Genomic DNA, 25,754 nt, shown 5'->3' on the forward strand with positions numbered 1-25,754 from the left:
CCTGATGGTGGGTGACCGGGGCTGGGCCGGTGGATGGCTCGGTGGTGGCGTTGGCCGGTGGGGTGTCTGCTCGGTCCGGCGCTGCTTTTGGGCGGGACAAAGCGTCTAACGGATCATCCTGTGACAGCTTCGGTGGCGCGGGGCCTGGGGCCGGGCGGCGCGGGCCGTAGGCATGGCGCCGCCCGAGCCCCTGAGCCCGCGCCGGCCCGTGTGACGGGCCGGTGGGGTGTGATTCGTAGCGGCGGCTGCCAAAGCCGTTGGCCTGCGCGCCGGATGCCGAAGGCAAGAGCACCCACAAGGCCAGAGCCGCAAGCCACTCCCCCGTGACCGAGCCGCGAGACGCTGACCAACGAGGTACACGGCGGCTGCTGGCCTCGATCGGCATGGCACGCACTCAACGGGCTGCTACCGCGCGATCGGCACCCGGAGACCCGGCAAGGGAACGGCACCACCCGCGAGAGCCCCCGGAGTGCTCTTCCTCCCCCACCTCCCCGCCCCCGTCCCCGGCCGAAGGACGGGGCTTGAACTCGTAGAGAAAGTTGTTACTCAAGCCTCGGATGGGATGTGCCAGAGTGGGGCCTGGTACTGCTCCGGGCGGCCGTTGAGCAGTAGTTCTCTGAGTTCTTGGCGCTGGCTGCCGCTGAGTCCGAAGGCTTCGGTGAGCCGGCGGAACGTTGTGTGCGTGATTCCTCTGCCCTGTGCACCGGTCTGGAACTCGTCGAGCTGGCGGAGTACGGCCTTGGGGTCGAGCTTCTGAGCGGGCTGGCTGCCCAGCCAACTGGCCTTGTTGCGCTCGTAGTCGATCTCAGAGAATCCGCAGATCTCGCGGCTGTGCTGCTCGACCTCGTGCAGGTTCTCCGTCGCGAGGATGGCTCGGGCGAGCTGGTTGTGGTTGAGGGTTTCGTCCAGGTCGACCTCGTGCACTACCGGTCCCTCGTCGGTGAGCGGGACAGGTAGGCCGGCGTCTCTCACTTCGCACAAGCCGCGGGCTCCTCGTGCTGCCGCTGCCAGCATCGCCGTTGCCTCGGAGGGGTGCCACTCCAGCACCGAGCTGACTGGTTGGACGTGCTCGGCGGTGAGTGTCAGGGCAACTGGGCCCATGCGACTGCTTAGGGCGTCAGCGGGGAGCTCGCCGTCCAGACCGGGGCCGGCGACCAGGAGCCGTACGGGGTAGTTGAGCTCGCAACACGCCGCGAGGGTGAGTGCGTCTGCGAGGGGGCTGCGGAGTGTGGGCTCGTCGCCCTGGGCGAGGATGTCGCCGCCCACATCCAGGAGGTCGATGGAGTCCGGTTCCAAGTGCTGTACCAGCTCTTCGAGTTGGCGGACCATGCCCTCGGCGCCGTGATGCGGATCGATGAGCGCGAAGGTCTGCGGGAGCTCTGCGGCAAGCCTGGGAAGCGTGGAGCCCGCGGGAGCAATCGGTGTTGCGTCGGCGGGAACGGCCTGGACGCTTCGGGTGAGGGGGCGGAGGCCGGTGAAGTTGGCAGGCCCTCTTGGGCCCGGGATGGGGTCGACCAAAAGACGGTCCCACGCGTAGGTGAGGACCACCGCCGGAGTCTCGCCGCCGTAGAGGGCTGCATCCAGCATCGCCGCGGCGACAGCGTCGCCGCCTCCTCCTGCTGCCACGATCAAGCGCGTCACGTGCGCCAGCGTACGGGCTGCTGTACTAGCCACTCACTCTATAGTGGCTAGAGGTAATAGCCACTTAGGGAAGGGGGAACGGATGCCGAAGATCGAGGAGACCCAGCCCAAGTACCTTCAGATCGCGCACCACATTCGCGATCAGATCCTGCGGGGCGACTTGCGGCCTGGTGACGAAGTGCCGTCGGAACGTCAACTGGCGGCGGACTGGAACGTGTCGCGCCCGACGGCTGCGCGTTCGCTGGAAGCTCTGCGGCACCAGGGGCTGGTCGAGAAGCGGCAGGGCTCGGGCACGTACGTGCGGGGCCTGGCGGTCAACCGCCGTGCTCGTGAGCTGTACGGGCGGGCCAGGCAGACGGGCAAGATCTACACGCCCGGCGAGTACGCGGTGATCACGTCGGCGGGCTGGCTGGAGGCCCCGGAGTATGTGACGGAGTCGCTGAACTTGGCTGCCGGCGCCCGTGCGGTGCACCGTCGGCGGGTCACGAAGAACGACTCCGGCCCCATCACGCTCTCCACCTCCTGGTTCGGCCCCGATGTGGGCGAGCGCGCGCCGAAGCTCCGGGACCCCGACCGAATCCGGGAGGGCACGCTGATGTACGTCGAGAACATGACCGGGCGTCAAGGCAGCTACGCCGAGGACCGGATGTGCGCTCGCCTCGCGACCGAGGATGAGGCCTCCGATTTGGAACTGGAGCCCGGATCAGCGGTGCTGATCGTCCATCACGTCGTCTATGACCTGCAGGATCACCCCCTGGAGTTCGCCGAAGCGACGTACCCACCCAGCCGTTGGGCCTTCGAGCAGGGTTACCCGATCGGGTAGAAAGCCTTGATCCTCCGACCGAAACGCTTGTCCAAGTGGCTAATGCCGCTATCCAGTAAGTGGCTAAGGCCACTTTCTCGGAAGGGGGCACGGGCGTGAGTCAGAAATCTGCGGAGTTACGACACGTCGCCGCGGCCGCGTGTCGTGGATGCCGAGGCCGGGGCTGGAAGCGGGTCGGCTCCCGCTCGGCCTTGGCGGCCTCCGCGGCTGACGCTCGCGCCCGTGCTACGTCCAAGCGGCACTGTCTGGACTGCGGCGGCACCGGTAGGGAGTAGGACGGGATGAGCGACGTCACTGGAGGCCCTGAGGGGCAGGGGGTTGAGCCCGTGTACATCGGCGCCATGACCTTGTACCCGGTGCCCGAGTCCGTGGCACGGGCTCGGCGCTGGTTCAGAAAGTTCACAGATCCGCATGGGCTGGCCTGCTCGGTGGAGGACTGTGTGGTGATGATCTCCGAGCTGGTCACCAACGCTGTTCTCTACGGCGAGGCGGAGGAATCCTGGCGGGTGCGCGTGGAGTGGTGGCGTGTCGGTGAAGCGCTGCGGGTGGACGTGCACAACGCCGGATTCCCCGCGAAAGTCCGCATGCGCGAGGCTGCCGACGACGAATCGCACGGACGGGGCCTGCGCCTTGTCGATGCACTGGCGGACTCATGGAGCGCCCGCCCGAGCCGCTTCGGCGGAACAGTCGTCTCGTTCACAGTCGATGAGGCTTGGAAGCCTTGATGGACCTGGGCTCTGCGTTGCTCACGGGGGCGTGGGTATGCACTGCCTACTCACGTGAGTAGTCTGGTTGACAGGTTGACTTGGCTGATGTGAGTAGGCGGCGGGCTATGGCGTACGAAGTGGCTGCACCAAAGTATGTGCGGCTTGCGCAAACGCTCCAGGGTCGGATCGAAGACGGTACCTACCCGGCCGGCACTCTCGTACCGAGCGAGAATCAGCTGGTCCAAGCCTTCGGCATGTCCCGCCCGACCGTCGTCCGGGCTCTCGAACTCCTCAAGCGGGACGGCTGGCTGGAGTCTCGGCAGGGGTACGGCACGATCGTCCGTGGTCGCCCTGAAGTGATCGAGCAGAAGGACCAGCGGGGGCGCGACGCGCTGGAGCGGGAGGAGTCGGCCGCGCTAGGTCGCCTCGTCCAGGTCGGCCAGGTGCCCATCCCCCCGCGGGTCGCCTCGATTCTCGGCGTGCCCAAGCGGGCCGAGGTGCTCGTCCGGCGGCTGCTGGTCGAGGACGAAGGTGAGCCGGTGGAGCTGGCTTCCTCGTACTTCCCTGCCGACCTGGTCGACGGCACAGACCTTGCTGACTCGGCCCCACTGGCCGAGGGCCTGCGTGCGCACGTCGAGTCTCGTAAGCGCGTGCGCTTCGACCATGTCACCGAGCGTGTCTCCGCTCGCCTGCCGAACAAGGAAGAGGCCGAACTGCTGGCTCTTCCCAAGGGTGAGCCAGTACTCAGCGTGCTGGTCGTCGCCTGCGATGTCTCGGGGCAGGCCCTACAGGTCACGGATGTGCTGCTGCCTGGCGACCGCCAAGAGCTCGAAGACACGTACCGCCTGGGCTGACTTCGACTGCCGGCCGACCGTCGCCGCCGCCGGGGCAGCATTCAGGATGGCATGGTCCGCTCGCTTCCGGCCCTGGGGCCGATGTAGGCGGCGTTCGGCATGGGCCAGTCCAGGCACAGAACGGTGGCATCGTCGCGTGGGTCGTGGTTCGAGAACTCCAGAACGGCTTCAGTCAAGGCACGTACAGCGTCGCGTGGGTGCCACTCGCCGGTCTCCCGGATCAGGTCGTGCAGGCCCGTTTCGGTCACGTGGGACTCCAGCATTCCATCGGTGAGCAGAACCAGCCGGTCACCCTCACGCAGGTCGAGGCTCTGGACGCGGTAACCCGGGTTCGGGGTAACGCCGAAGGGCAGATCGACCAGGGGAGCGACCTCCTCGACCTGCCCTTCGCGCAGGCGCAACGGCCAGATGTGGCCGGCGTTGACGAAGGTGGTCTGGCCGGTGTCGAGACTGACACGCAGCAGTTGGCCGGTGGCCATGACTTGGCCGCCGTGCCGAATGACGGCCTCACGCACCTGGTCCGATTGGTCGGCGAACGCCCGATGTGCTCGGTCTGCGTAGTCCGCGACGGCCTGGTGGGCGCCCTGGGCCTGATCGAGGAGGGTGCCGCCCACCCGGCGAGCGTTGCGCAGGGCTCCTACGACCATGGTCGCCAGCAGCGCTGCCTGTACGTCGTGCCCCATGGCGTCGGTGAGGGACAGGTGCAGGGCGTGACGGTCGAGCGTGTAGTCGAAGGTGTCCCCACCGATGTCGGCAGCCGGCTCCAGTGCTCCCGCGACGATGAACCGGCCGGTGTCACAGGTGAAGGAGTCAGGGAGTAGGCGGTGCTGGATCTCGGCGGCCAGCGACAGCCGTGTGGTGCGCCGGCCCCATTCGTACAGATCGGTGAAGCGCCGGTTGACGATCACCACGTAGGCCAGCGCATGGGCGGCCTCGACGATGAGTTGCATCGTCTGGCGATCAGGGAGGACGGGCAAGGTCAGCTCCAGCAGACCGATCGCATCCCCGCGGTCGGACACCGGCGCAATGATCTGGGAGGGGCCCGGTCCCCCCTCTCCCGCCCGCTCGCCACTCGCCACGTGCACTTGCACTTGCTGGGAGCGGACCACCCGCTCGTAGACCGAGCCGCGCAAGTCGATCCGCTGCGGCTGCTCCGGACCACCCTCCGTCGCGGTCCCGGTCAGCCGTACGACCGCCTTGCCGCCGAGGTCTGTGATCAGAAAGGACACCTCGGTCGCGGCAAGCTTCCTCGCCAGCAGTTGGGCCAGGACGGCGACGGCCACCTCCGGGGGTGCCGACTCCACTGACGCCAACAACTCGCCCAGCCATGCCCGTTCATCAGCCACGCGGCGCACCTCCTCCGCGACATCGACCGACCAGTCGACTGGTCACCTGGCCAGGCCCGCTCGGAACCTCGTCCAATACTGATTGCATCCATTTATTCCTATACAGGAAGAATATCCGCCTCGCGTTGGCGAAGACGCATCGCCGCTGCAAGCGGGCCGCCTGAAGCCGATCAGCAGTCCGGCCACGACCACCGAACAGCACCAGCCGGAATCACTTGACAAGTCAACCTGGCTTCCCTGGCTTCGGATTTGCTAAGTCAACCTGTCAGGTCGGCTGGCAGGATCTCACGAAGGGGAAATCTGTGCGTGTAATCCGAGTCGAGACCTCGTCCGCCACGATCCTGATGACCGAGGCCCCGGAGCCGAAGGTCAAGGACCGTCAGACGGGCGAGATCGCGAAGGATGCCGTAAGCGGCGAAGCGCTGATGAAGATCGGCGTGGTCTACATCGACGAGGGAGAGTCGTCGCTGATCGCGGTGACCGTCCCGGAGAGCGGGGTTACCGACGGCCTGGTCGTCGGTGCACCCGTCTCCCTGCCGGGTCTCATCGCCCGGCCCTGGGGGAGCGTCTTCAACGGCCAGGCCCGTCACGGCATCGCCTACCGGGCGGCTGCCATCGCTCCCGGCGCCTACCCGGCCGGGCAGGAGAGCTGATCTCCGTGCCCGACGTCATGACGCTCATGGAGCTGGGCGGGCCGCTCGCTGCAATAGGTGGAGCGGCCTACGCCCGGAAGGCCCATCCGACGGCCTACTGGTCAACCGTGGGGCTTCCGCTGTCGGTTGTCCGGCTGTTGGCCTCGTACGTCTCGACCATGGACGCCTGCGGTCTGACCGTCGAACCGTCCCGGCTGCGGGCCCTGGCCGTGCGAGCGACCACGCGTCGGGAGGTTCGTCCGGTGCCCCCGAGGCGGGGCATTCCTCGTCCCACCTCGACGGGGCTGCGTGTCCGGATCCGGCTCGCTCCTGGCCAGGAGCCGGCGGACGTGGCGGCTTCTTCCGAGAGGCTGCGGGATGCCTGGGGCGTTCACGCCGTGCATGTCGTGAGCCTCAAACCGGGCGTCGTCGAACTGCGGTTGGTCGGCTTCGATGTGCTGCGCAAGGTGAAGATGCCCCGCCAGGCCAGGAGTGAGCTGCTGGCGGTGCCGGTGGCGCTCCGGGAGGACGCAACCGCGTTTGTCCGCGACTACCGGACAGCCCCTCACCAACTGGTGCTCGGGGCGACCCTGTCGGGCAAGTCGATGTTCTTGCGCAACCTGCTCACCGGGCTGGCCGCTCAGCCGGTGGCTCTGGTCGGGATCGACTGCAAGCGCGGTGTGGAGCTGTCGCCGTTCGCCCCTCGGCTGTCTGCCCTGGCAACGGAGCCGGATGAGGCCGCGAAGCTGTTGCCCGTCCTGGTGAGGGAGATGGAGGACCGATACGACCTGATCAAGACTCGTCAGGGCATCGCGCCGAATACGCCGGATGAAGAGATCACCTCGGACGTCTGGAGCCTGCCGGAGGGCGAGCGACCCCACCCGATCGTGGTGTTCGTGGACGAGGTCGCCGAGCTGTTCCTCGTAGCCACCAGAAAGGACGAGGAGCGGCGCGACGAAATGGTGACCCAGTTGATCCGGCTCGCCCAGCTCGGCCGAGCCGCCGGTATCTACCTGGAGATCTGCGGACAGCGCTTCGGCGCCGAGCTGGGCAAGGGCGCCACCATGCTTCGTGCCCAGCTCACCGGACGCGTCTGCCACCGGGTCAACGACGAAGCCTCGGCAAAGATGGCGCTCGGCGATATCGCACCCGAAGCGGTCGGTGTCGCGTCGACCATCCCCGCTGAGATGCCGGGCCTCGCTGTGGCCGGCGATTCCTCCGGCGGTTGGATCCGCGTTCGTACTCCCTATCTCTCGCTCGCTGATGCCGCGGCCACCTGCCGTGAGACCGCCGAACTCGTACCCGACGTACCGGCGCTGGAGCGTGCCGCATCAAGGGCGCCGGCGCGCCCAAGACCGCGGAACGCCCGTACCTGACGGTGCCGGAGGTCTATCGAATCGCCGATGCCATGCCGCCGCACTTTCACGTCCTGGTGCTCCTCGCCGCGTTCACCGGGCTGCGCTTCGGCGAGCTGGCAGCATTGCAGCGTCATGACGTCGACCTGGAGCGGCGCACGATCTCGGTCCGCCGGTCACAGGCCGAGACCCGCACCCAGGGCCTGACGATCACGGCCCCGAAGAGCGGCGCCGGCATTCGTACCGTGGCGTTCCCCGCCTCGCTGGTCGACGAGCTGGCGGCCCACCTCAGCCAACATGTCGAGCCGGGGCGGTCCGGCTTGGTCTTCGTCGGGCAGCGGGGCGGCCGGTTACGGCGGAACAACATCAGAAGGGTCTGGCTCCAGGCGCTTCGTGCCGCTGGCCTGTCGGACGTTCACTTCCACGACCTTCGCCGTACCGGGAACACTCTGGCTGCGACCGGCGGCGCCACGACCTGCGAGCTGATGCACCGAATGGGCCACTCGTCGGTACGGGCGGCGCTGATCTACCAGCATCTGGTCAACGGCTGTGATCAAGCGATCGCCGATCACGTCGACGAGCAGATCCAGCGGTCGAGGCGAGACCGGGGCGGCTCGGACGGGCTATCTGGCACGTGAGTGGCACGCCCCCGCTCGACACCGTCCGCCACAGAAAACGATCAAGGCCCAGGAATCCGAATTCGCACCGGATGACCTGGGCCTTTGTCGTTTGCGTGGTGAGTGGGCACAGCAGGATTTGAACCTGCGACATCTGCTTTGTAAGAGCAGCGCTCTACCGCTGAGCTATGCGCCCTGGTCGAGCCGACAGACTACCTTGCCTCCAGGGCCGAACGGCAAACCAGTGCTCGAAGTGCGAACTCACCGGCCGGTGTGTTCGTTTCCGGTGAGTGGGAGAATGACATTCGGTCCTGGGGCGATCCGATCGGGAGAGGGAAGTGACGGCGACAGAGACGCAGCCGCATGAGCAGCGAGAACGCCGTCGCGTCCGTGGGGGTCCGCTCCGGGATGTGATGGGACTCGTGTTGTTGCCGTTGCCGTTGTTGGTGGCGATGGTGCCGATGTCGTTCGCGGGTGGGGGGACCCGTCGCTGGTTCGGGCGCGGGGAGAGTCAGCGGGCCGATGCGCAGGCCGCGAAGGACGCCGCGGCAGCCGCGTTCTACGAGCTGGACACCGCACACCGTGACCTGCGGATCTCCATAGAGACGATCACCGCCGTCGACGATTCGCCGGCCGCGCGGAAGGCCGCGGCGGACTACGAGGGCTTCGGCCGGCGGATCGACGAGGTGAGTCAGCAGTACATCACCGCGGTCGACTCCCACGATCTGGACCGTGACGATCTGGACGGCGCCGCGGTGGCGCGGGCGCGCGCCGATCTGACGCGGGCCAAGGAGGAGCTGGATCGCGTCAAGGGCGAGCTCGAGCGGTTCGCGCAAGGGCTCGGGCCCCTGCTGCAGACCGCCGAGACGCAGCTGGCGCGGCTGGCTCCGGCCGTGGAGCGGGCGCGGCAGGCGCTGCTGGCGGCGAGCAATGCACTGGACGCGGTCCGTGCGCAGGGGCTGCGGGCCGATGATCTCGCGAGCCGGCTGGCGGCGCTGGGGCCCGAGCTGACCAAGCTCAATCAGGGCGCCGGGCAGCATGGCGTACCGGAGACGATTCAACGCGCCGACGACATGGTGCGCAGGGCCGAGGACGTACGGGCCGAGGCCGAGCGGCTGCCGGGGAAAGCGGCGGAGATCGACAAGCGGCTGGTGTCGTTGCGGACCCGGGCGCAGGCGATCACGACGCGTGCCGGGAAGGTCGACCCGGTCCTCAGCGAGCTGCGGCGGCGGTACAGCGCGGCGTGCTGGCAGGACCTGCAGCAGGTACCGGAACAGGCCGCGCAGTCGGTCCAGCAGGCCGAGATCAAACTGCAGGAGGCGCAGCGGGCGCGGGACGAGCAGCGCTGGGCGGACGCCACGAGCCGGCTGGCGACCGTACGGGCCCTGCTGGACGGCACCGACGAGGCGGTCTCGGCGGCCGGTGACCGGCTGCAACGCCTCGACGCGGTCTCGTTCGACCGGCAGAAGGAGGTCGAGCGGACACGCTTCGCGATCCGGGATGCGCAGCGGCTGGCGATGTCCGGGCGCAGCACCCCCGATCCGCGGCATGCCGGGCCCCTGGACGACGCGGTGGCGCGGCTGGACCGTGCGGTCGCGGGCCTGGAGGGACGGCACCCGGACTGGTGGCACTTCCTGACGGAGACCGAGGCGGTACGGCAGACGGCCGCCCGGGTGGTGCAGGAGATCCGCGAGACCAGGGGCGGCCCGGGGTCCGGCGGCTGAGACTCCGGGGAAACAGCCAGGACTCCGGGCCGGCGGCTGGGGCGCTGGGTGGTGGCTGAGGCCGATGGCCCGGGCCGCAGGCAAAGAGCCCTGCCTTGGATCACGGCGTGCATGCGCGGCCCCCGGGCGCGATGGCGTGATGTCCCGCGTGGGCGGATCCTGGAGAGAAGTACGGCCCAGGCGGCATACCTGCGCGAAGGAGGCCGGAGATGGCTACTGGGGCTACTGGCCAGACCCTGCACGGGCCCTCGAACCCATTTCACCGGACGAAGACGCACCACACCCGGCTCGATGAGCATCTGCCCGTGGACCACCGGCTCAGCAAGATCTACCGCATCGGCGCGGGGCTGATGGGCTTGGTGCTGATCGCCTTCGGCGTCCTCGGACTGGCCCACCACATCGGCTTCTTCGACACCGGCGGCGACACCGTTGCCGGGCTGAACACCAACGGTTCCCTGAGCGTCCTCTCGATCGTCGTCGGCGCGATCCTCGTCGCCGGGATGGTGATCGGCGGGAACGTCGCCTCGACCCTCAACATCGTGTTCGGCGGCCTCTTCCTCCTGAGCGGCTTCGTGAACCTGGCACTGCTGCAGACCGACGCGAACTTCCTCGCCTTCCAGCTCCAGAATGTCCTCTTCAGCTTCGTGGTCGGACTGATGCTGCTGGTCTTCGGGATGTACGGGAGGGTCAGCGGCGGCCTCACGCACGACAATCCGTATTGGCGCGCCCGCCACCCGGAGGAAGCGGAACAGTTCGACCGTGGACAGCTGCGTCCCGTCTCGGGCATGACGGCCGCACGGCAGTCGGCGCGGGTCAGGATGCAAGGTGCCTCGCATGCGGGCCGCGGGTCGATCGGCGCCGGCACCAGCGGGAGCAGGTCCCGCACGGGTACGGGCCTCGGCGCGGGTACCGGCTCCGGCGCCCGTACGGACACCCGGACCGGCGGCAAGAAGCCCTGAGCCGGGGTGGAGACGTCAGGGCGTACCGAGGTGGGAATGGGGTGCTCGGTACGCCCTGACGGCTGGGGTGGGGACACGGCCGGTGGGGAAACGGCCGGTGTGGTCGCACGGTTCCGGTGTGCTCGCACGGTGGGAGTGCTCGCCCGGCTGGAGGGGTCGCCCGGCTGAGGGAGAGCGGGCAGGGGCCTGGGGGGCAAGGAGAGCAGGGAGCAGGGAGCACACGATGAGCCGTTCGGGGCACGACGCCTCCTCCACGGGGCACGGTCTTCACCATGCGGCGGTCGAAGCGCTCGCCGAGCGGATCCTCAAGGGCACGTACGGTGAGGGCGACAGCCTCGTCATGACGGAGGTGCAGGCGGAGCTGGACGTGACCCAGACCGTGCTGCGCGAGGCGATCAAGGTGCTGACCACGAAAGGTCTCCTCGACACCGACGAGAGGCGTGGCACGTTCGTCCGCCCCCGGGAGGACTGGAACCTGCTGGATTCGGACGTGCTGCGCTGGAAGCTCGCGGCCGGCGTCTCGTCCGACTTCTTCGCCGATGTGCTCGAACTGCGCCGGTCCATCGAGCCCGCGGCGGCCGCGCTCGCCGCGGAGCGCCGTACCGACGACGACCTGGTGGCACTGGACGCCGCGCTCGCCACGATGGGCGCGACCGCACGCGATCCGGTACTGCTCGTGCGCGCCGATGCGTCGTTCCACACGGCGATGCTGCTCGCGTCGAACAATCGCTTCTACGCGCAGATGCGCCGGGTGATCGTGCCGGTGCTCGTCCAGCGCGACCGGGACGTGTTGGCGGCGGACGGCGCGTCCGAGCATCCGCATGCGGCCCATGCCGCGGTGGTCGAGGCCGTACGGAACCGGGACGTGGACGGGGCCTATGTGGCGATGCTCGAACTGCTCGATCTGTCGGCGCGGGAGCATCCGTAGTTGTAGGGCCGCGGGAGGGGCGGGGGTGCGGCCGTGAGCGGAGGCGGGAGCGCACCGCAGGCGGCCCGGCACCGGTTATCGCATCGGCCCGCGCGGGCAGAACACCGCGCACGGGCCGGGCGCCACCACCACGCGCCGCACGGGCCGTCCCCCCGCACTCCGGAAGAACGGACCGGCCCATGAAGATCAGCCGCATCGAGACGTTCCTCGCCCCGCCGCGCTGGATGTTCGTACGGGTGGAGACCGATGAGGGCGTCGTCGGCTGGGGCGAGCCGGTGGTGGAGGGGCGGGCCGAGCCGGTGCGGGCGGCGGTGGAGGTGCTGTCGGAGTACCTTCTGGGCCAGGATCCGGCGCGTATCGAGGACCACTGGCAGGTCATGACCAAAGGCGGGTTCTACCGCGGCGGGCCCGTCCTGTCGTCCGCCGTCGCCGGCCTGGACCAGGCGTTGTGGGACATCAAGGGGAAGCGGCACGGCCTCCCCGTCCACCAGCTGCTGGGCGGACCGGTCCGCGAGCAGATCCGCGCATACGCCTGGGTCGGCGGCGACGAGCCGCATGCCGTCCGCGACGCGGTCACCGCGCAGGTGGAGGCGGGTTTCACCGCCGTCAAGATGAACGGCTGCGGCCGGATGACGCCGGTGGCGACCCGCGCCGAGGTACGGGAATGCCTGCTGCGCGCCGAGACCGCGCGTGAAGTACTCGGCGACGAACGGGACTTCGGCCTCGACTTCCACGGCCGGGTCTCGCCCGCCAACGCCCGCAGGCTCCTCCCCCTGCTGGCCGATTACGCACCGATGTTCGTCGAGGAGCCGGTGCTCAGCGACTACCTGCAAGCCCTCCCCGACCTCGTCAACGCCTCCAACATCCCCCTCGCACTCGGTGAACGTCTCTTCACCCGAAGAGAGTTCCTGGCTCCGCTCCAGGCCGGCGTCGCGATCCTCCAGCCCGATATCTCGCATGCGGGCGGCATCTCCGAGCTGCGCCGGATCGCCGCGCTCGCGGAGGTGTACGGGGCCCAGCTCGCCCCGCACTGCCCGCTCGGTCCGGTCGCGCTCGCCGCCAGCCTCCAAGTCGCCTTCACCACCCCGAATTTCCTCATCCAGGAGCAGTCCATCGGGATCCACTACAACCAGGGCGCCGAGCTGCTGGACTACGTGGTGGACCCGGAGCCGTTCCGCTTCCACGGCGGGTCGCTGCTGCGGACCGACCGGCCCGGGCTCGGCGTGGAGGTGGACGAGGCCGCGGTGCGGGCGGCGGACGAGCGCGGTCACGCCTGGCGGAACCCCGTGTGGCGCCATGAGGACGGGGCGTTCGCCGAGTGGTGAGGCGGACGACGGTGAACCGCGCGTGAGCCGAAGGGTGAGCCGGACTGCGGGGGGGGCGCACGCGGGTCCGGGGTCCGGGGTCCGGAGCCGTGGCCCGCTCCCGCTCCGTGCGACGAACGGCACGACGCACAAGGCGCCGCACGACGAACAAGGCACCACGCACGACGCACGTGCAGGTCACCCCGCAGCCAGCCCTGGGCCCGCCCCATGCGGCACGCCCGGCACGCCCGTCAGCCCGGCCCGGAATAATCGAAAGTGTCACCCGCGTGCCCGAACGACCCAGCCGCGCAGTACGCACGCGGCGGGGTGCAGGAGAAAGCAGGAAACGCCATGGACCTCAGCACAGCACTCCGGGCCGAGCGGCTGGTCGCCATCGTCCGGGGCAGAGATGCGGAGGCGTCCTTCCGTACGGTCATGGCGCTGGCGGAAGCAGGCCTTCCGCTGATCGAGATCTCGCTCAGCGGAAAGGACGCCCTCACCGTGATCCGACGGGCGCGCGCCGAGCTCGGCGACGCGGCCTGGCTCGGTGCCGGCACCATCCTGACCGCGGCCGACGCCCGGCGCGCCGCCGAGGCCGGGGCGAATCTCATCGTCACGCCCGGTCTGGGAGCCGGCCTGGAGGAGTCCGTACGCCAGGGGCTGCCGACGCTCGCCGGGGTGATGACGCCGTCCGAGGTGATCGCGGCCGACGCGCTGGGCGTCTCGGCCCTGAAGTTGTTCCCGGCGTCGGTCGGCGGGCCCGCGTATCTGCGGGCGTTGCGCGCCCCCTTCCCCGAGCTGCCGTTCGTGCCGGTCGGTGGCGTGGACGCAGCCGCCGCGGAGGCGTACTTCGCCGCCGGCGCGGTGGCGGTGGGCGTCGGCTCGCCGCTGGTCGGGGACGCGGCGGACGGCGGCGATCTGGACGGGCTGCGCAAGCGCGCGGCGGAGTTCAGGGCGGTGTGCGCACGATGACGGCGCAGCCGGTTTCCGGGGGCGGGGAGGCGCAGGACGGGGGCGCCGCTCCCCTCCCCGAGGCCACCCCGGGCCGTCCACGGGTCCCCCGGCACCCGGGCCGCCCGGACGTCTTCACCTTCGGCGAGACCATGGTCGCGCTGCGCGGCAGCGGCCCGCTGAAGCTCGGCGGCACGATGCAGGTCTCCGTCGCCGGAGCGGAGAGCAATGTCGCGATCGGGCTGGCCCGGCTCGGGCACAGCGTCCGCTGGGCGGGCGCGGTCGGCGAGGACGAGGCGGGTCAGCTGGTGCTGCGGACGCTGCGCGCCGAGGGCGTCGAGGTGTCCGGGGCCTCGACCGATCAAGACGCCCCCACCGGGCTGCTCCTCTTCGAGCCGCGGCTGCCCGAGGTCACCCGGGTCCACTACTACCGTGCGGGATCGGCCGGCTCGCGGCTCACGGCAGACGTGATCGACCGCGCCTTCCGCGCAGCCCCGCCCACCGTCCTGCACCTCACGGGCATCACCCCGGCGCTCAGCCCCACGGCTCGCTCGGCGGCCCTGCGATCCCTCCAACTGGCCCGCGAGCACGGCTCCTTGGTCTGTCTCGACGTCAACTTCCGCGCCCGGCTGTGGACCGCCGAGGAAGCCTGTGCGGTCCTCCGCGAGTGGATTCCCCACGTGGATGTCCTGATCGCCTCCGATGACGAGCTCCCGCTGTGCCTGCCGGGAGGCGGGGGTGCGATGCCCGCGCCGCAAAGCGGGGGTGCGGGGCCCGCGCCGGAAGGCGGCTACCGGGAGACCTCGCCGGACCGGGAGCGCACCCCGGACGGACCGCAGAGCTCGGAGGCACCCTCGGGACCAGCCGACAACAACGAACCCACCAACCCCCCTCTCCCCACCATCGCCGCACAGGCCAAACTCCTCCTGGACCTCGGCGTCGACGAGATCGTGGTCAAACTCGGCGCGGAAGGAGCAACGGCCTACACCCACGGGGGCTCCCTGCACCAGCCCGCCAAGACAGTGCGAGCCGTCGATGCCGTAGGGGCCGGCGACGCCTTCGTGGCGGGCTATCTGTCGGCGCTGCTGGACAGCGAGGAGCCGGCCGGGTGCCTGGAGCGCGCCGTCACCACCGGAGCGTTCGCCGTCGCGTCCCCCGGCGACTGGGAGGGCGCGCCGACCCGTGCGGAGCTGGGCATGCTGGGCGCGCCGCCCGGCACCGTCGTCCGCTGAGCGGGGCCGCGGTTAATCTGTGCCCATGCCTCGTTACGAATACCGGTGCCGCCCCTGCGACTCCACCTTCGAGCTGAACCGGCCGATGGCCGAGTCCTCCGCCCCGGCCGTGTGCCCCGAAGGCCACGAGGACACCGTGAAGCTCCTCTCCACGGTCGCCGTCGGCGGCTCCGCCTCCGCCCCCGTCCGCGCCCCGAGCGGAGGCGGCGGGGGCGGCGGCTGCTGCGGAGGCGGCTGCTGCGGCTAGGGGGAGAACCCCCTAGGGGCGCACCCCGGGGCCGCGCCGCAGCCCCGGGCCCCGGCCGCTACCTCTTGCGCGCCAGCGTCAGGCCGTCGGCCACGGTGAGGATCACCGCCTCCATACGGCCGTCCTCCGCCACGTGGTCGTTGAACGCCCTGATCGCCAGGGCCGAACCGCTCGCCGCCGGGTCGACGACCTCCCCGCGGTACAGGACGTTGTCCGCGACGATCAGGCCCCCCGGCCGCATCCGGGGCACCAGCTCTTCCCAGTAGGCGATGTAGCCGCCCTTGTCCGCGTCGAGGTAGGCGAGGTCGATATGCGGTTCGGTGGGCATCGCCCGCAGCGTCTCCAGCGCGGGCGCGATCCGCAGCTCGACACGGTCCCCGACACCGGCCTTCTCCCAGGCCTCGCGGCCGTACGCCGTCCACTCCTCGGACACGTCGCAGGCGATCAACGTGCCGTCCACGGGCAGCGCCTGGGCCATGGACAGCGCCGAGAACCCGGTGAACGTACCCACCTCGACGACATGCCGAGCCCCGATCAGCCGCACCAGGAACGCCAGCAGCGGCCCCTGCTCCTCCGCCGACTGCATCCCCGCGGCCTCGGGGAACTGCTGACGGGTGAGCTCCACGATGTCCCGCTGCGCGGCGTTCAACGGCGGGTTGTGGGCGAGGACGTAGTCGTACATCTCCGCTGTGATCGGCGTGCTCTTGGACTCAGCCACTGGCTCTCCCCTTGATCAAGGATCGCGGCCTCGGCCGATCACCGGACGATGCGGCCGACCGCCTCGGCGAGACTAACCGAGCCGCCCCCTGCACCGACTGCTTTCCGCCGTCCCGTTCACCCGCGCCTCGTCCCCGTACCCCGTCTCAGCCGGCGCGGCCCGGGGACGCGGCGCCGCGGAGGAAGGACCGTACGATCTCCTCGCCCGCGGCGACGCCCCGCTCGTCGAGCGCGGTGACATGAGGGGCGTGCCAGCCGGAGTCCGCCAGTTCGCCGTGTCCGGGGCGCCAGCCACGGTCCGCGGCGAGCAGCAGATCGGCGTCGAGAAGGGAATCGCCGGCCGCGAGGATCTCGGACGCACCGGTACGGCGCGCCACTTCCGCCACGGCTGCGCTCTTGGTCAGCGGCCGCGGTACGGCATAGATCTTGCGGCCTTGCAGGGACACGGTCCAGCCGCGTTCGTCCGCCCAGCCGGTGAGGTCCTTCACCCAGGTGTCCGGCAGCAGCTGCCGCTCCACGACGAGGTAGGCGAAGAGGTCCTCGGCGACCCGCTCCTTGAGCAGCCAGGCCGGGTCGGCGGTACGGACGAGGTGCGCGCGGATCTCGTCCAGGGGAGCGCACTGTGCGGCGAGCCGGCGGGCGACGGTGCGCTGCCAGTCCCGGTCGGACTCGCCGTGTACGAGCAGCTGGCCGCCGTTGGCGCAGACGGCGAACTCGGGCGGCGGGCCGGGCAGATGGATCCGGCCGTACTGCTCGCGGGTGCGGGTGGTGGCCGGGACGAAGGTGGTGGCGGCGGCCAGTTCGGCGAGCAGACCGGCGGCCGTCTCCGTCATGTAGGACAGCGGCTTGCGCTCGTACATCTCGACGCACAGGAGCCGGGGGGCCTCGGCGTCGGGCATGGTGAGGCCCAGCGCGGGGGCCGAATAGATCAGGGTGCGGTCGAGGTCGCTGGCGACCAGAGGAGGGGCAGCGCGCAGCGCTTCCAGGGAAGGGTGGTGGTGGGCGAGGGGCCGGCCGCTCATCAGGAGGTCACCGCCTTGCCGTCGGCGCCCGTGGCGCCACGGGTGAAGCGGGGGTGGATCAACCCCACGCAGGTGTAGGGCAGTTCGTCGACCTCTTCGACGGGCACGCCCCGCTGTTCCGCCAGCAGGCGCACATGATCGAGGTCGGCCCCTGCCCCCTGCCGGGCGAGGATCTTCCAGGGGACCCGGCGCAGCAGGACGCGCGTGGTCTCGCCGACCCCGGGCTTCACGAGATTGACGTCGTGGATGCCGTGCTCCTCGCTGATCCGCTCGACGGCCGCCCAGCCCTCCCAGGTCGGGGCCCGGTCGGCGGCGGCCAGTTCCTTCACGTCCGCGGCGACCTCCGCGGCCACCTCGTCGAAACGGGCACTGACCGCGTCCAGGAACGCGCGCGACACATCGACCCCGGCCAGGTCGCGGTAGAACTTCGCGCCGTGGAAGTCGTCCGGCCCCACGAGGTCGTCGCGCAGGACGGTGCGGGATATGAGGCCGGAGACCGTGGAATTGAGGCAGGCGGACGGGATGAGGAAGTCGTCCCGGGTGCCGTAGGTCTCGACGCAGCCACCGGGGTCGGCGAGCACGGCGATCCGTGGGTCGAAGCCCGGGAAGTCCTCCAGAGCCTGCGCGAGTTCGCGGGTGATGGCGCCCTTCCCCGTCCAGCCGTCCACGAAGACGACATCCGCCGGGTCGTGGTGGGCGGCCAGCCAGCGCAGCGCGGTGGTGTCGATGCCCCGGCCGCGGACGATGGAGACCGCGTAGTGCGGCAGGTCCAGGCCGTGGGTGTGCAGCGCCCAGCGGCGCATCAGCACTCCGACGGGTGTTCCGGCCCGGGCCAGTGACACCAGTACGGGGCGCGGGCTGCGTTCGGCGAGCACGGTCTCGGTGACGGTCCCGACCGCCCGTGCGATACGGCGCGCGGAGGTCTGCAGCGCGCTGTGGAAGAGCGCCTGGTACTGCTCGCTCGGCTGGTATTCGACCGGCAGCGACTCGGCGTAGTGGGCGCCGCCGCGCTGAATCGCCTCCTCGCGTTCCTCGGTCGGCGCTTCCAGGGTGACGTCGGAGAGGTCCTGGAGCAGCCAGCCGACCTCGTCGGCGGTGTAGGAGGAGAAGGCGGGGCCGCGCAGCGGCTCGGGGAGGGGCATGGATCCGGCCTGTGGTCGCGGGGCGTGGGAGGGGACGACGGCGAGCAGGAGCCGGTCGGTGTGCTCGGCGAGCCGGTCCAGCAGACCGTCGGCGGCGTGCAGCTCCGGGAGGTCGCCGTGCGAGTCCACGACGGCCACGATCGCGTCGAAGCGGCGGTCCGGGTCGCTGCCTGCCGCCACGTTGTAGGCGTACCGCTCCCCCGGTCCGTCGGCCGGCTGGTCGTGGGCGGGGAAGGACAGCCGGGTCCGTATCGCGTAACCGGGGTCGTCGACGGCGAGCACCGGCGACCGGGTGGTGGTGGAGAAGAAGACGCCCCGCTCGGCGCCGCCCTTCTCCTCGGCCAGGAGGCCGTCCAGCGCCTCGGCCATCCGCAGCGGCGCGTACATCAACTCCTCGTTGCCGAGGACGAGGATGCGGCGGGCGCCGTCCAGATGCTGCGCGATACGGGTCGCCATGTCCGGCAGGGCGGTTTCCAGCCGGGCGCGATGCGACGGGGTGAAGCCGTGCCGGCCGCCGTCGGGCAGTCCGGCGGGCCAGCCGAGGTCGACCCGTACGACGTCCGCACCGCGACCGCCGGGCGCCGTCGGCTGCTGTGCCGCGCCGGTCTCCTGGGCGGCGACGAGTTCCTGGCCGCGGGTCAGGACGTCCGCGGGCAGCTGGACGCCGCCCGCGGCCAGCGCCACGAGGTCGACGCGGGCGCCCAGGTCCGCCGCGAACTTCTCCAGGTGGCTGCGGTCCGCGTCGGAGCGCATGTCGACCAGGGCGACGACCACGTACCGCTCACGCGGGAACCGCGCATGCAGCGCCTTGATCGTGTTCAGGACGGTCCTGCCGGTGGAGAACTCGTCGTCGACGAGCACCAGCGGCCCGTCCCCGGCCAGGAGTGCGCGGTCCTCCGGGAGCAGCAGATGCGAGGTGGCGTGGCTGTGCTCCTCCTCGAACCCGCCCACCTGCGCCACGCCCGCCACCGGTCGGCGGGTGGAGTGCAGATACGGCGCGAGGGCCAGGCCGTCGGCCACCGAATGTCCCAGGCCGGTGGCGGTCTCGGCGTAGCCCAGGACGACGGAGCGGGCGGCGGCCTCGTCACCCAGCAGCTCGCGCACCCGGCGCCCCAGCCCGACGCCGGCCCCATGGACCACTCCGGGCCGCTGGGGCACATGCTTGCCGAGCACGTTCGACACGAGCAGATGGGCCCGCTTGGGGTTGCGGCGCAGCGCCAGCCCCAGCAGTTCCGGCAGCTCGTCCCCGCCGCTCAGCGAGACGCCGAGCCGCCCGGCGACCCATTCTCCCGTCCAGACCACGCGTTCCGTCTCCTCCGTCGTACCGTTCGTCTCGTTCACCGCGGGCCAGGCCCGCGGCAGGTCACTGCAGGCCTGGCCCGCGACAGGTGCACCGCGGGTCAGGTCTGCGGCAGGCTCGCCGTCAGCAGCTCCACGAACCCGATGCCCTCCCGGGCCACCCCGAACGCCTCGGCGCGCAGCAGGGTCCGCTCGGCCCAGGCGCGGTGCGGCTTCACCTCGTTCATCTTGTTCGTATAGGCGGAGCGCAACACCCCGCCGTCGCCCCGTTCGGGCCGCAGGATGTCGACCGCGTCGCTGAACTCCTCATGGCTGACGACCGAGAGGGCGTGCACCGGCGCGACGTGCGAGGGGTGAATGCAGGTCTTGCCCTGCAGACCGTTGGCGCGGTCGAGTTCGATCTCCCGCAGCAGGCCGTCCATGTCGTGCTCGATCAGGGCGGTGCGCAGTTCCTCGGCGCGTCCGAGGAAGGGGCTGCGGCGCAGCTGCGGCTTGAACATCCGCTCCTGCAGCCGGAAGTACTCCCACACCGGGCCGGTGACCGTGAAGCCCGTGCCGTCCGCCCGTCCCAGCACGTTCACCACGTCGGCGATCACGGAGGCGACGAGCTGCACGTCGTACGCCGTCATATCGGGGGCTCTGCGCAGTCCGTAGGCGGAGCAGAAGTCCGTGACGCCGAGCCGCAGGGCAAGCACCCGGTCCCGGTACTTGTCCACGGTCCGGGCGATGCCCTGAAGGGTCTCGGCGCGGCTCTCCAGATGCAGCAGCTGCGGTGATTCCAGCACGGGCATCGCGAACAGCCGTCGTACGCAGTCGGCCTCGGCGGCGGTCAGCGCTTCGAGGAACGGGACGCCACGCTCCTCGGTGAACTTCGGAAGTACGAATCCGGACAGCCTGTGCACGGCGGCGCCCATCCGGCGCACCAGATCCGGAATCTGCTCGGGAGCGCGGACGCGGATGAACAGCAGCGGCAGGTCGGTGCCCGCGGCGGCGGCCTCCTCGAGAAGGCCGAGCTGCCGCACGAGGTTCTCCTCGCCGGCCTCGACATCCCCGTCGCTTATGGAGTCCTCGAGGCACAGCACCATGGACTTCACGCCGAGTGCGGCCTGCTTGACGACATCGGCGGCGAGCCGGGGGCGGGTGGCGGGGCTGTAGAGCGTGGCTCCCAGGGCGACCGCGAGCGTGCGGGCCGGGGAGTCCGCGGTGAACTCCACCGGCTCCTGGTGGAACAGTGTCTTCCGGATGTCGGGCGGAAGGTGCCCAAAGTGACGCATACAACTCCCCGTATACATGCGGGACCCGGGCACCCCCGCTGCGTCTCGCTGTCTGGATCCAGCCGGTAATCGTACGTGTGTGGGGGCCCGGTTAGTTCCCGCGTGCATGAAAAACACGTAACCCCCACGAGGCGCCCGGGTGTCCGCGATCGCGGCCCGGGAACGGCTCGTGGCCCCCCGCGTTGTCGCTGCGACCTCCGGGAAGGCAGGATTGCGGCATGACGCACGCGATGTTGAAAGGGTCGAACGTACCCCTCGACGCCACGGCCGTCCGGGCCGTCCTGCGCTGGACTCCCGGTGCAGGTGTCCCTGATGTCGACGCCTCGGCCCTGCTGGTGGGGCCCGAGGGGCGCGTGCAATCCGACGAGGACTTCGTCTTCTACAACCAACCGCGGCACCCCAGCGGCCTGGTGCGGCACCTGCCCAAGACCCGGGTCGAGGAGAGCCTGACCGACACGATCGAGGCGGATCTGTCGGCGCTGGACGCGTCGGTGGACCGGGTCGTGCTGGCCGCGTCGTCGGACGGCGGCGCCTTCGCGGGCGTCACGGACCTGCGGGTCCTGCTGTACGACGCGGCGGCGAGCGACGGCGAGCCGCTCGCGGTCTTCGACGTGGTGCCCGAGACGGGCGACGAGACGGCCCTGATCTGCGGGGAGTTGTACCGCCGCGCCGACACCTGGAAGTTCCGCGCGCTGGGGCAGGGCTACGAGAGCGGCCTGGTCGGTCTGGCCACCGAGTTCGGGATCTCGGTCGACGAGAACGAAGCGGCCGCCGACGGCTCGCCGGCCGCGGAGACACCGCGGTCCGAGGCCCCGGCATCGGAAGCACCGGCGTCCCAGGCGCCGACGCCCCCCGCCCCGGAGCCCGCGCCGACCGCCGACCCGGCCCCGCAGAACGCCCCCGGCCCGGCGACGACCGCCCCCGCCGCCTCCGCGACCCCGCCGCCCAGCACCTGGCCCGAGGAAGCCTCCGGCCCCCCGTCCGCCGCGGACCCGCAGGCCCCTCTGGCGTCGGACCCGGACGCGGTCACCCAGCATGTGCCGGACGCCATGCCGGAGCCGTTCTCGTCCGCACCGCTGCCGTCGTCCCAGGCGCCGGGGACGCCGCCCACGAGCGGCGGCTACGGCTACCCCCAGAACGTTCCGCCGCCGCCGGCCCAGCCGCCGGCCCAGCCCGCCTACGGCTACCCGGGCCCGCCGCCCCAGTACCAGCCCCAGCAGCCGCCACCGTCGCCGTACGGCGCTCCGCAGCAACCGCCCGCCTCGACCTACGGCTACCCGATGCAGCAGCCCTTCGTGCCGGACCCGTCCTTCGTCCTGCCGCCCCAGGGACCGCAGTTCCAGCGGCGTTAGCGCGCTCCGGCGGAGGTCCCCGCCGGCCTCGGCGAGCCCCGGGCAGGGCCCGGGGCGGGCGGGCCGTGGAACGAGCGGCCCGCAGCGCCGGCGGGCCGCCGCACGGCCGGCTCATGCGTTCGTCTTGTAGCCCCGCCCCCACTGGAGCCCCCAGCCGTACAGCCGGTCGAGCTCCGCCTGGAAGCCGTAGACGTACTTCACCTCGCGGCGCACCGTCAGCTCGCCCTTGACGTTCTCGAGCATGAAGATGGCGCAGGAACGGGCCTGTGGCGCGCGCTCGTCCAGCTTGACCTCGACCCGCGGTCCGCTGCTCGGGTAGAGCGTCACGACCGCATGCGTACGGTCGAACGCGGGCGTTCCGTCGTAGATGTAGACGAAGAGCAGCATGCGCTTGATCTCGTCGCGGTGGTCGAGGTTGATGTAGAGCGTCTCGCCGGACCCCGATCCGAAGCGGTCGTCGCCGCTGAGCTTCACGAAGGGCGGGGCGTTGAGGTCGCCGAGGAAGTTGCCCAGCGGCTGCACCACGCCCTTGGTGCCGTCCTTGAGCTCGTACAGACAGGCCAGGTCCAGGTCGACGTTGACCACGGCCGGCCCCTGCGCCTGCACTATCTCGGGCTTGAACAGCTTGCCCGGATGCCGCAGCAGACCGCCCCTGCCCTGCCCGCTCCGTTCATGAAGGTCCGACGGCCGCATCTGCCAGTGCAGATTGACCCGCAGATGCCCGCTGGCCGCGCCCTGCTTGGTCAGTGAGACGACCGGATTCCGCTTCGTCAGCTCGACGACGTACGACGCGCCGCCGCTGTCGAAGTCGAACTTCGCAGCGCCACCGCGCCGCAGATACCCCAGGAACGACACCTTGCCCACCCCATCGCTCGGCCCCAATTACCGCGGGGCGGCCCGAGGTCCGCACCTCGGGCCGCCCCGCAGAGAGCGTTCCTCAATCAGCGTCGCGTCACACTCCGGAGGTGACTTCCGACGGTGTTCCCGAGGTGTCGCCGGGCCTGCCGTCGCGCCGGTTCCTGATCACCGACGAGGCGAAGGAGAGGCCGATCAGTGCGATGCCCACCAGGCCGGTGACGACCTCGGGGATCTCGTACTTGATCGTGAGGAGCAGGATGACGGCCAGCGCGCCGATCGCGTAGTGGGCGCCGTGCTCCAGGTAGACGTAGTCGTCCAGGGTCCCCTTGCGGACCAGGAAGACCGTCAGCGAACGGATGTACATCGCGCCGATGCCCAGACCCAGCGCCATCATGAAGATGTCGTTGGTGATGGCGAAGGCGCCGATCACGCCGTCGAACGAGAAGGACGCGTCGATGACCTCGAGGTAGAGGAACATGAAGAACGCGGCCTTGCCGGCCAGGCCCACGGCCGCGCCGGTGCCCTTCGTCGCGGGGGCCGCCGCCCCCTCTTCGTCCTCGTCGTCCTCGTCGTCCTCGAGCTTGTCCTCGAAGTAGCCGGAGATGCCGCCGACGACGAGGTACGTGATCAGGCCCGCGACGCCGGACAGCAGGACCGTGGCGCTCTTGTCACCGGCGCCGTGCGCGGCGTCGGTGGCCACCGTCATCGCGGTCACCAGCAGGACGACCAGCGCGATGATGACCGACAGCATGTCGAGCTTGCCCATCTTGGCCATGGGCTTCTCGATCCAGGACAGCCACTTGTAGTCGCGGTCCTCGAATATGAAGTCGAGGAAGATCATCAGCAGGAAGATTCCGCCGAAGGCCGCGATGGCCGGGTGCGCGCTGGTGACCAGTTCCTGGTATTGCGCCTTGTCGTGGATGGCGAGGTTGACCGCCTCGATCGGGCCCAGCTTCGCGGTGATCGCGACAATGACGACCGGGAACACCAGCCGCATGCCGAACACGGCGATGAGGATGCCGAAGGTGAGGAAGATCTTCTGCCAGAAGGCGTTCATCTTGCGCAGGATGCCCGCGTTGATGACGGCGTTGTCGAACGAGAGCGAGATCTCGAGGATGGACAGGATCCCGACAATCGCCAGCCCCTGCCACCCCCAGAGCACGCCCGCCAAGGCGAGGCCTATCACCGTGATGGCGAACGACCAGCCAAAGGTTTTCAGGAGCACTGCCTACCCAATCCCTCGCTGTATGGGGTCCCCCGCGCGCAGCGCGCGGCGCTTTACGAAACGTTGACCCCGAAGTCTAGAGCGATGCCCCGCAGACCCGACGCGTACCCCTGCCCTACTGCCCGGAACTTCCATTCGCCGTTGTAGCGGTACACCTCACCGAAGATCATTGCGGTTTCGCCCGAGGCGTCCTCGCTGAGGTCGTAGCGGGCGAGTTCGCTGCCGTCGGCCTGATTGACGATGCGGATAAAGGCATTGCTGACCTGGCCGAAGCTCTGGCCGCGCGCATCGGCGTCATGGATCGAGACCGGAAAAACGATCTTGTCGACCTGTTCGGGCACCTGCGAGAGATCGACCAGAACCGACTCGTCGTCGCCCTCCCCCTCACCGGTGAGATTGTCGCCGGTGTGCTCGACGGAGCCCTCGGGGCTCTTGAGGTTGTTGTAGAAGACGAAGTACTCGTCCCCCAGCACCCGGCCCGACTGGCACAGCAGCGCGCTGGCGTCGAGGTCGAAGGGCGCGCCGGTCGTGGACCGCGCGTCCCAGCCGAGGCCGACCATGATCTGCGTGAGATTCGGAGCGGCCTTGGACAGGGAGACATTTCCCCCCTTGGCAAGCGTGACGCTCATCCTTCGCTTCCTCCCCGGTGTCGGTGCGGGCCGTGCCCGGCGCGGCCCGTGTCCCTTGATGCGCGTCCGGCGCCGTACGTCCCCGGGCAGGGGCGTACGGCGCCGGACGCCGTCGTTCTCGGCCCGGCAGCCGCTGCGGCGGCCGCCGGGCCGGACGTCGACGATCAGATGGCGGATCCGGCCGGATCCCGTCGATCAGACGTTGACGCCGAAGTCCTGGGCGATGCCGCGCAGCCCCGAGGCGTAGCCCTGGCCGATGGCCCGGAACTTCCACTCGGCGCCGTTGCGGTACAGCTCGCCGAAGACCATGGCGGTCTCGGTCGAGGCGTCCTCGCTCAGGTCGTAGCGCGCCAGCTCGTTGTTGTCGGCCTGGTTGACCACGCGGATGAAGGCGTTGCGGACCTGGCCGAAGCTCTGCTGACGGGTCTCGGCGTCATAGATCGACACCGGGAAAACGATCTTGGAGACATCGGCCGGCACGCCGGCCAGATTCACCTTGATCTGCTCGTCGTCGCCTTCACCCTCACCGGTGATGTTGTCGCCGGTGTGCTCGACCGAACCGTCGGGGCTCTTCAGGTTGTTGAAGAACACGAAGTTCTGGTCGTTGGCCACCTTGCCCTGGTCGTTCGTCAGCAGGGCACTGGCGTCCAGGTCGAAGTCCGTACCGGTGGTCGTACGCGCGTCCCAGCCCAGACCGACGACGACGGCGGTCAGATTGGGGGCTTCCTTCGTCAGCGAGACGTTGCCGCCCTTGCTGAGGCTGACTCCCACGAGTCCTCCCATAGATTCGAGGGGTACGTAAAGATTTGCGCCCCCATCGTGCATGGCATCGGATCAACGAATTGATCCTAGTGACCGGTTCCCACCGATTGCAGATCTCGCACCTGGATCCGTGCGGATTCGGCCGGTGGGCGCA

The 25,754-nt window shown here is 70.1% G+C and carries 24 protein-coding genes and 1 tRNA gene; 14 read left to right on the forward strand and 11 right to left on the reverse strand.

From position 1 onward, the window contains the following. Window positions 1–546 precede the first annotated feature (546 nt). On the reverse strand, window positions 547–1,587 hold the full coding sequence (locus Scani_RS28475; protein ID WP_246296447.1) for a DUF1152 domain-containing protein: 1,041 nt from the start codon (window positions 1,585–1,587) through the stop codon (window positions 547–549). Window positions 1,588–1,723: 136 nt separating this feature from the next. Between Scani_RS28475 and Scani_RS28480 the strand changes: the two genes are divergently transcribed. From Scani_RS28480 to Scani_RS28490, 3 genes are all read left to right on the forward strand, one after another. Then, window positions 1,724–2,464, forward strand: coding sequence for a GntR family transcriptional regulator (locus Scani_RS28480; protein ID WP_159480663.1), 741 nt, complete (start codon window positions 1,724–1,726; stop codon window positions 2,462–2,464). 281 nt (window positions 2,465–2,745) lie between these two features. Continuing rightward, window positions 2,746–3,189: an ATP-binding protein gene (locus Scani_RS28485; RefSeq protein ID WP_159480664.1), complete on the forward strand. Its 444-nt coding sequence runs from the start codon at window positions 2,746–2,748 to the stop codon at window positions 3,187–3,189. 107 nt (window positions 3,190–3,296) lie between these two features. After that, window positions 3,297–4,025 carry a GntR family transcriptional regulator gene (locus tag Scani_RS28490; protein WP_159480665.1) on the forward strand — a complete coding sequence of 243 codons (729 nt, stop codon included), beginning with the start codon at window positions 3,297–3,299 and terminating at the stop codon, window positions 4,023–4,025. Window positions 4,026–4,066: 41 nt separating this feature from the next. Here Scani_RS28490 and Scani_RS28495 read toward each other — a convergent pair whose 3' ends face one another. Next, a complete protein-coding gene (locus Scani_RS28495) occupies window positions 4,067–5,371 on the reverse strand; it encodes a PP2C family protein-serine/threonine phosphatase (RefSeq protein ID WP_159480666.1) in 1,305 nt (434 codons plus the stop codon). Between the two features lie 302 nt (window positions 5,372–5,673). Here Scani_RS28495 and Scani_RS28500 point away from each other — a divergent pair, with 302 nt between their 5' ends. From Scani_RS28500 to Scani_RS28510, 3 genes are read left to right on the forward strand one after another with little or no spacing between them, the layout of a single operon-like run. Next, window positions 5,674–6,024, forward strand: coding sequence for an SCO3933 family regulatory protein (locus Scani_RS28500; RefSeq protein ID WP_159480667.1), 351 nt, complete (start codon window positions 5,674–5,676; stop codon window positions 6,022–6,024). 5 nt (window positions 6,025–6,029) lie between these two features. Then, window positions 6,030–7,379 (forward strand): FtsK/SpoIIIE domain-containing protein, encoded by a 1,350-nt coding sequence (locus Scani_RS28505; protein ID WP_159480668.1) that lies wholly within the window; start codon window positions 6,030–6,032, stop codon window positions 7,377–7,379. 2 nt (window positions 7,380–7,381) lie between these two features. Then, entirely contained in the window at window positions 7,382–7,996 is a 615-nt protein-coding gene (locus Scani_RS28510; protein ID WP_371872384.1) for a tyrosine-type recombinase/integrase, read from the forward strand. Between the two features lie 103 nt (window positions 7,997–8,099). Here the strand turns inward: Scani_RS28510 and Scani_RS28515 are convergent. Continuing rightward, a tRNA-Val gene (locus tag Scani_RS28515) sits at window positions 8,100–8,171 on the reverse strand. 142 nt (window positions 8,172–8,313) lie between these two features. Between Scani_RS28515 and Scani_RS28520 the strand changes: the two genes are divergently transcribed. The 7 genes from Scani_RS28520 to Scani_RS28550 all read left to right on the forward strand — a co-directional run bounded on the left by Scani_RS28520 (window position 8,314) and on the right by Scani_RS28550 (window position 15,320). Then, complete coding sequence (locus tag Scani_RS28520; RefSeq protein WP_371872385.1) at window positions 8,314–9,699, forward strand: coiled-coil domain-containing protein; 1,386 nt, start codon at window positions 8,314–8,316, stop codon at window positions 9,697–9,699. Window positions 9,700–9,908: 209 nt separating this feature from the next. Then, entirely contained in the window at window positions 9,909–10,658 is a 750-nt protein-coding gene (locus Scani_RS28525) for a DUF4383 domain-containing protein (protein WP_159480671.1), read from the forward strand. A 223-nt stretch (window positions 10,659–10,881) separates the two neighbouring features. After that, window positions 10,882–11,586, forward strand: coding sequence for a FadR/GntR family transcriptional regulator (locus tag Scani_RS28530; protein WP_159480672.1), 705 nt, complete (start codon window positions 10,882–10,884; stop codon window positions 11,584–11,586). Window positions 11,587–11,663: 77 nt separating this feature from the next. Then, window positions 11,664–12,911 carry a galactonate dehydratase gene (dgoD, locus tag Scani_RS28535; RefSeq protein WP_281392300.1) on the forward strand — a complete coding sequence of 416 codons (1,248 nt, stop codon included), beginning with the start codon at window positions 11,664–11,666 and terminating at the stop codon, window positions 12,909–12,911. Between the two features lie 330 nt (window positions 12,912–13,241). Continuing rightward, entirely contained in the window at window positions 13,242–13,862 is a 621-nt protein-coding gene (locus Scani_RS28540) for a bifunctional 4-hydroxy-2-oxoglutarate aldolase/2-dehydro-3-deoxy-phosphogluconate aldolase (RefSeq protein ID WP_159480674.1), read from the forward strand. Continuing rightward, window positions 13,859–15,073, forward strand: a complete 1,215-nt coding sequence (locus Scani_RS41235; protein ID WP_159482429.1) for a sugar kinase — start codon at window positions 13,859–13,861, stop codon at window positions 15,071–15,073. The genes Scani_RS28540 and Scani_RS41235 overlap by 4 nt, the downstream gene beginning before the upstream one ends. Before the next feature lie 25 nt (window positions 15,074–15,098). Then, the gene (locus Scani_RS28550; protein ID WP_159480675.1) at window positions 15,099–15,320 is read left to right on the forward strand and encodes an FmdB family zinc ribbon protein; all 222 of its coding nucleotides are present in this window, start codon (window positions 15,099–15,101) and stop codon (window positions 15,318–15,320) included. 58 nt (window positions 15,321–15,378) lie between these two features. Here Scani_RS28550 and Scani_RS28555 read toward each other — a convergent pair whose 3' ends face one another. The 4 genes from Scani_RS28555 to Scani_RS28570 all read right to left on the reverse strand — a co-directional run bounded on the left by Scani_RS28555 (window position 15,379) and on the right by Scani_RS28570 (window position 20,774). Then, window positions 15,379–16,002, reverse strand: coding sequence for an O-methyltransferase (locus Scani_RS28555; protein WP_174872829.1), 624 nt, complete (start codon window positions 16,000–16,002; stop codon window positions 15,379–15,381). Between the two features lie 181 nt (window positions 16,003–16,183). After that, the gene (locus tag Scani_RS28560; protein WP_371872386.1) at window positions 16,184–17,059 is read right to left on the reverse strand and encodes an HAD family hydrolase; all 876 of its coding nucleotides are present in this window, start codon (window positions 17,057–17,059) and stop codon (window positions 16,184–16,186) included. Continuing rightward, a complete protein-coding gene (locus Scani_RS28565) occupies window positions 17,059–19,542 on the reverse strand; it encodes a phosphoribosyltransferase (protein WP_246296198.1) in 2,484 nt (827 codons plus the stop codon). The genes Scani_RS28560 and Scani_RS28565 overlap by 1 nt, the downstream gene beginning before the upstream one ends. Before the next feature lie 59 nt (window positions 19,543–19,601). Next, complete coding sequence (locus Scani_RS28570) at window positions 19,602–20,774, reverse strand: HpcH/HpaI aldolase/citrate lyase family protein (protein WP_159480677.1); 1,173 nt, start codon at window positions 20,772–20,774, stop codon at window positions 19,602–19,604. Between the two features lie 218 nt (window positions 20,775–20,992). Between Scani_RS28570 and Scani_RS28575 the strand changes: the two genes are divergently transcribed. Continuing rightward, complete coding sequence (locus Scani_RS28575) at window positions 20,993–22,126, forward strand: TerD family protein (protein WP_159480678.1); 1,134 nt, start codon at window positions 20,993–20,995, stop codon at window positions 22,124–22,126. A 111-nt stretch (window positions 22,127–22,237) separates the two neighbouring features. On the opposite strand, the gene Scani_RS28580 is transcribed toward Scani_RS28575, so the two are convergent. From Scani_RS28580 to Scani_RS28595, 4 genes are all read right to left on the reverse strand, one after another. Beyond that, complete coding sequence (locus tag Scani_RS28580; protein WP_174872761.1) at window positions 22,238–22,990, reverse strand: TerD family protein; 753 nt, start codon at window positions 22,988–22,990, stop codon at window positions 22,238–22,240. Between the two features lie 88 nt (window positions 22,991–23,078). After that, window positions 23,079–24,209: a DUF475 domain-containing protein gene (locus tag Scani_RS28585; RefSeq protein ID WP_159480680.1), complete on the reverse strand. Its 1,131-nt coding sequence runs from the start codon at window positions 24,207–24,209 to the stop codon at window positions 23,079–23,081. A 53-nt stretch (window positions 24,210–24,262) separates the two neighbouring features. Beyond that, complete coding sequence (locus tag Scani_RS28590; protein ID WP_159480681.1) at window positions 24,263–24,838, reverse strand: TerD family protein; 576 nt, start codon at window positions 24,836–24,838, stop codon at window positions 24,263–24,265. 195 nt (window positions 24,839–25,033) lie between these two features. After that, entirely contained in the window at window positions 25,034–25,609 is a 576-nt protein-coding gene (locus Scani_RS28595) for a TerD family protein (protein WP_159480682.1), read from the reverse strand. Between the last annotated feature and the right edge of the window lie 145 nt (window positions 25,610–25,754).

It is taken from the genome of Streptomyces caniferus, from assembly GCF_009811555.1.
Lineage (GTDB): Bacteria > Actinomycetota > Actinomycetes > Streptomycetales > Streptomycetaceae > Streptomyces > Streptomyces caniferus.

Bases quoted from the DNA above. Each gene is read 5' to 3' on its own strand.
- Scani_RS28555 (WP_174872829.1), bottom strand. From the start codon at position 16,002: ATGTACGACTACGTCCTCGCCCACAACCCGCCGTTGAACGCCGCGCAG.
- Scani_RS28560 (WP_371872386.1), bottom strand. From the start codon at position 17,059: ATGAGCGGCCGGCCCCTCGCCCACCACCACCCTTCCCTGGAAGCGCTG.
- Scani_RS41235 (WP_159482429.1), top strand. From the start codon at position 13,859: ATGACGGCGCAGCCGGTTTCCGGGGGCGGGGAGGCGCAGGACGGGGGC.
- Scani_RS28575 (WP_159480678.1), top strand. From the start codon at position 20,993: ATGACGCACGCGATGTTGAAAGGGTCGAACGTACCCCTCGACGCCACG.
- Scani_RS28480 (WP_159480663.1), top strand. From the start codon at position 1,724: ATGCCGAAGATCGAGGAGACCCAGCCCAAGTACCTTCAGATCGCGCAC.
- Scani_RS28550 (WP_159480675.1), top strand. From the start codon at position 15,099: ATGCCTCGTTACGAATACCGGTGCCGCCCCTGCGACTCCACCTTCGAG.
- Scani_RS28590 (WP_159480681.1), bottom strand. From the start codon at position 24,838: ATGAGCGTCACGCTTGCCAAGGGGGGAAATGTCTCCCTGTCCAAGGCC.
- Scani_RS28490 (WP_159480665.1), top strand. From the start codon at position 3,297: ATGGCGTACGAAGTGGCTGCACCAAAGTATGTGCGGCTTGCGCAAACG.
- Scani_RS28570 (WP_159480677.1), bottom strand. From the start codon at position 20,774: ATGCGTCACTTTGGGCACCTTCCGCCCGACATCCGGAAGACACTGTTC.
- Scani_RS28485 (WP_159480664.1), top strand. From the start codon at position 2,746: ATGAGCGACGTCACTGGAGGCCCTGAGGGGCAGGGGGTTGAGCCCGTG.
- Scani_RS28525 (WP_159480671.1), top strand. From the start codon at position 9,909: ATGGCTACTGGGGCTACTGGCCAGACCCTGCACGGGCCCTCGAACCCA.
- Scani_RS28475 (WP_246296447.1), bottom strand. From the start codon at position 1,587: ATGCTGGATGCAGCCCTCTACGGCGGCGAGACTCCGGCGGTGGTCCTC.
- Scani_RS28530 (WP_159480672.1), top strand. From the start codon at position 10,882: ATGAGCCGTTCGGGGCACGACGCCTCCTCCACGGGGCACGGTCTTCAC.
- Scani_RS28540 (WP_159480674.1), top strand. From the start codon at position 13,242: ATGGACCTCAGCACAGCACTCCGGGCCGAGCGGCTGGTCGCCATCGTC.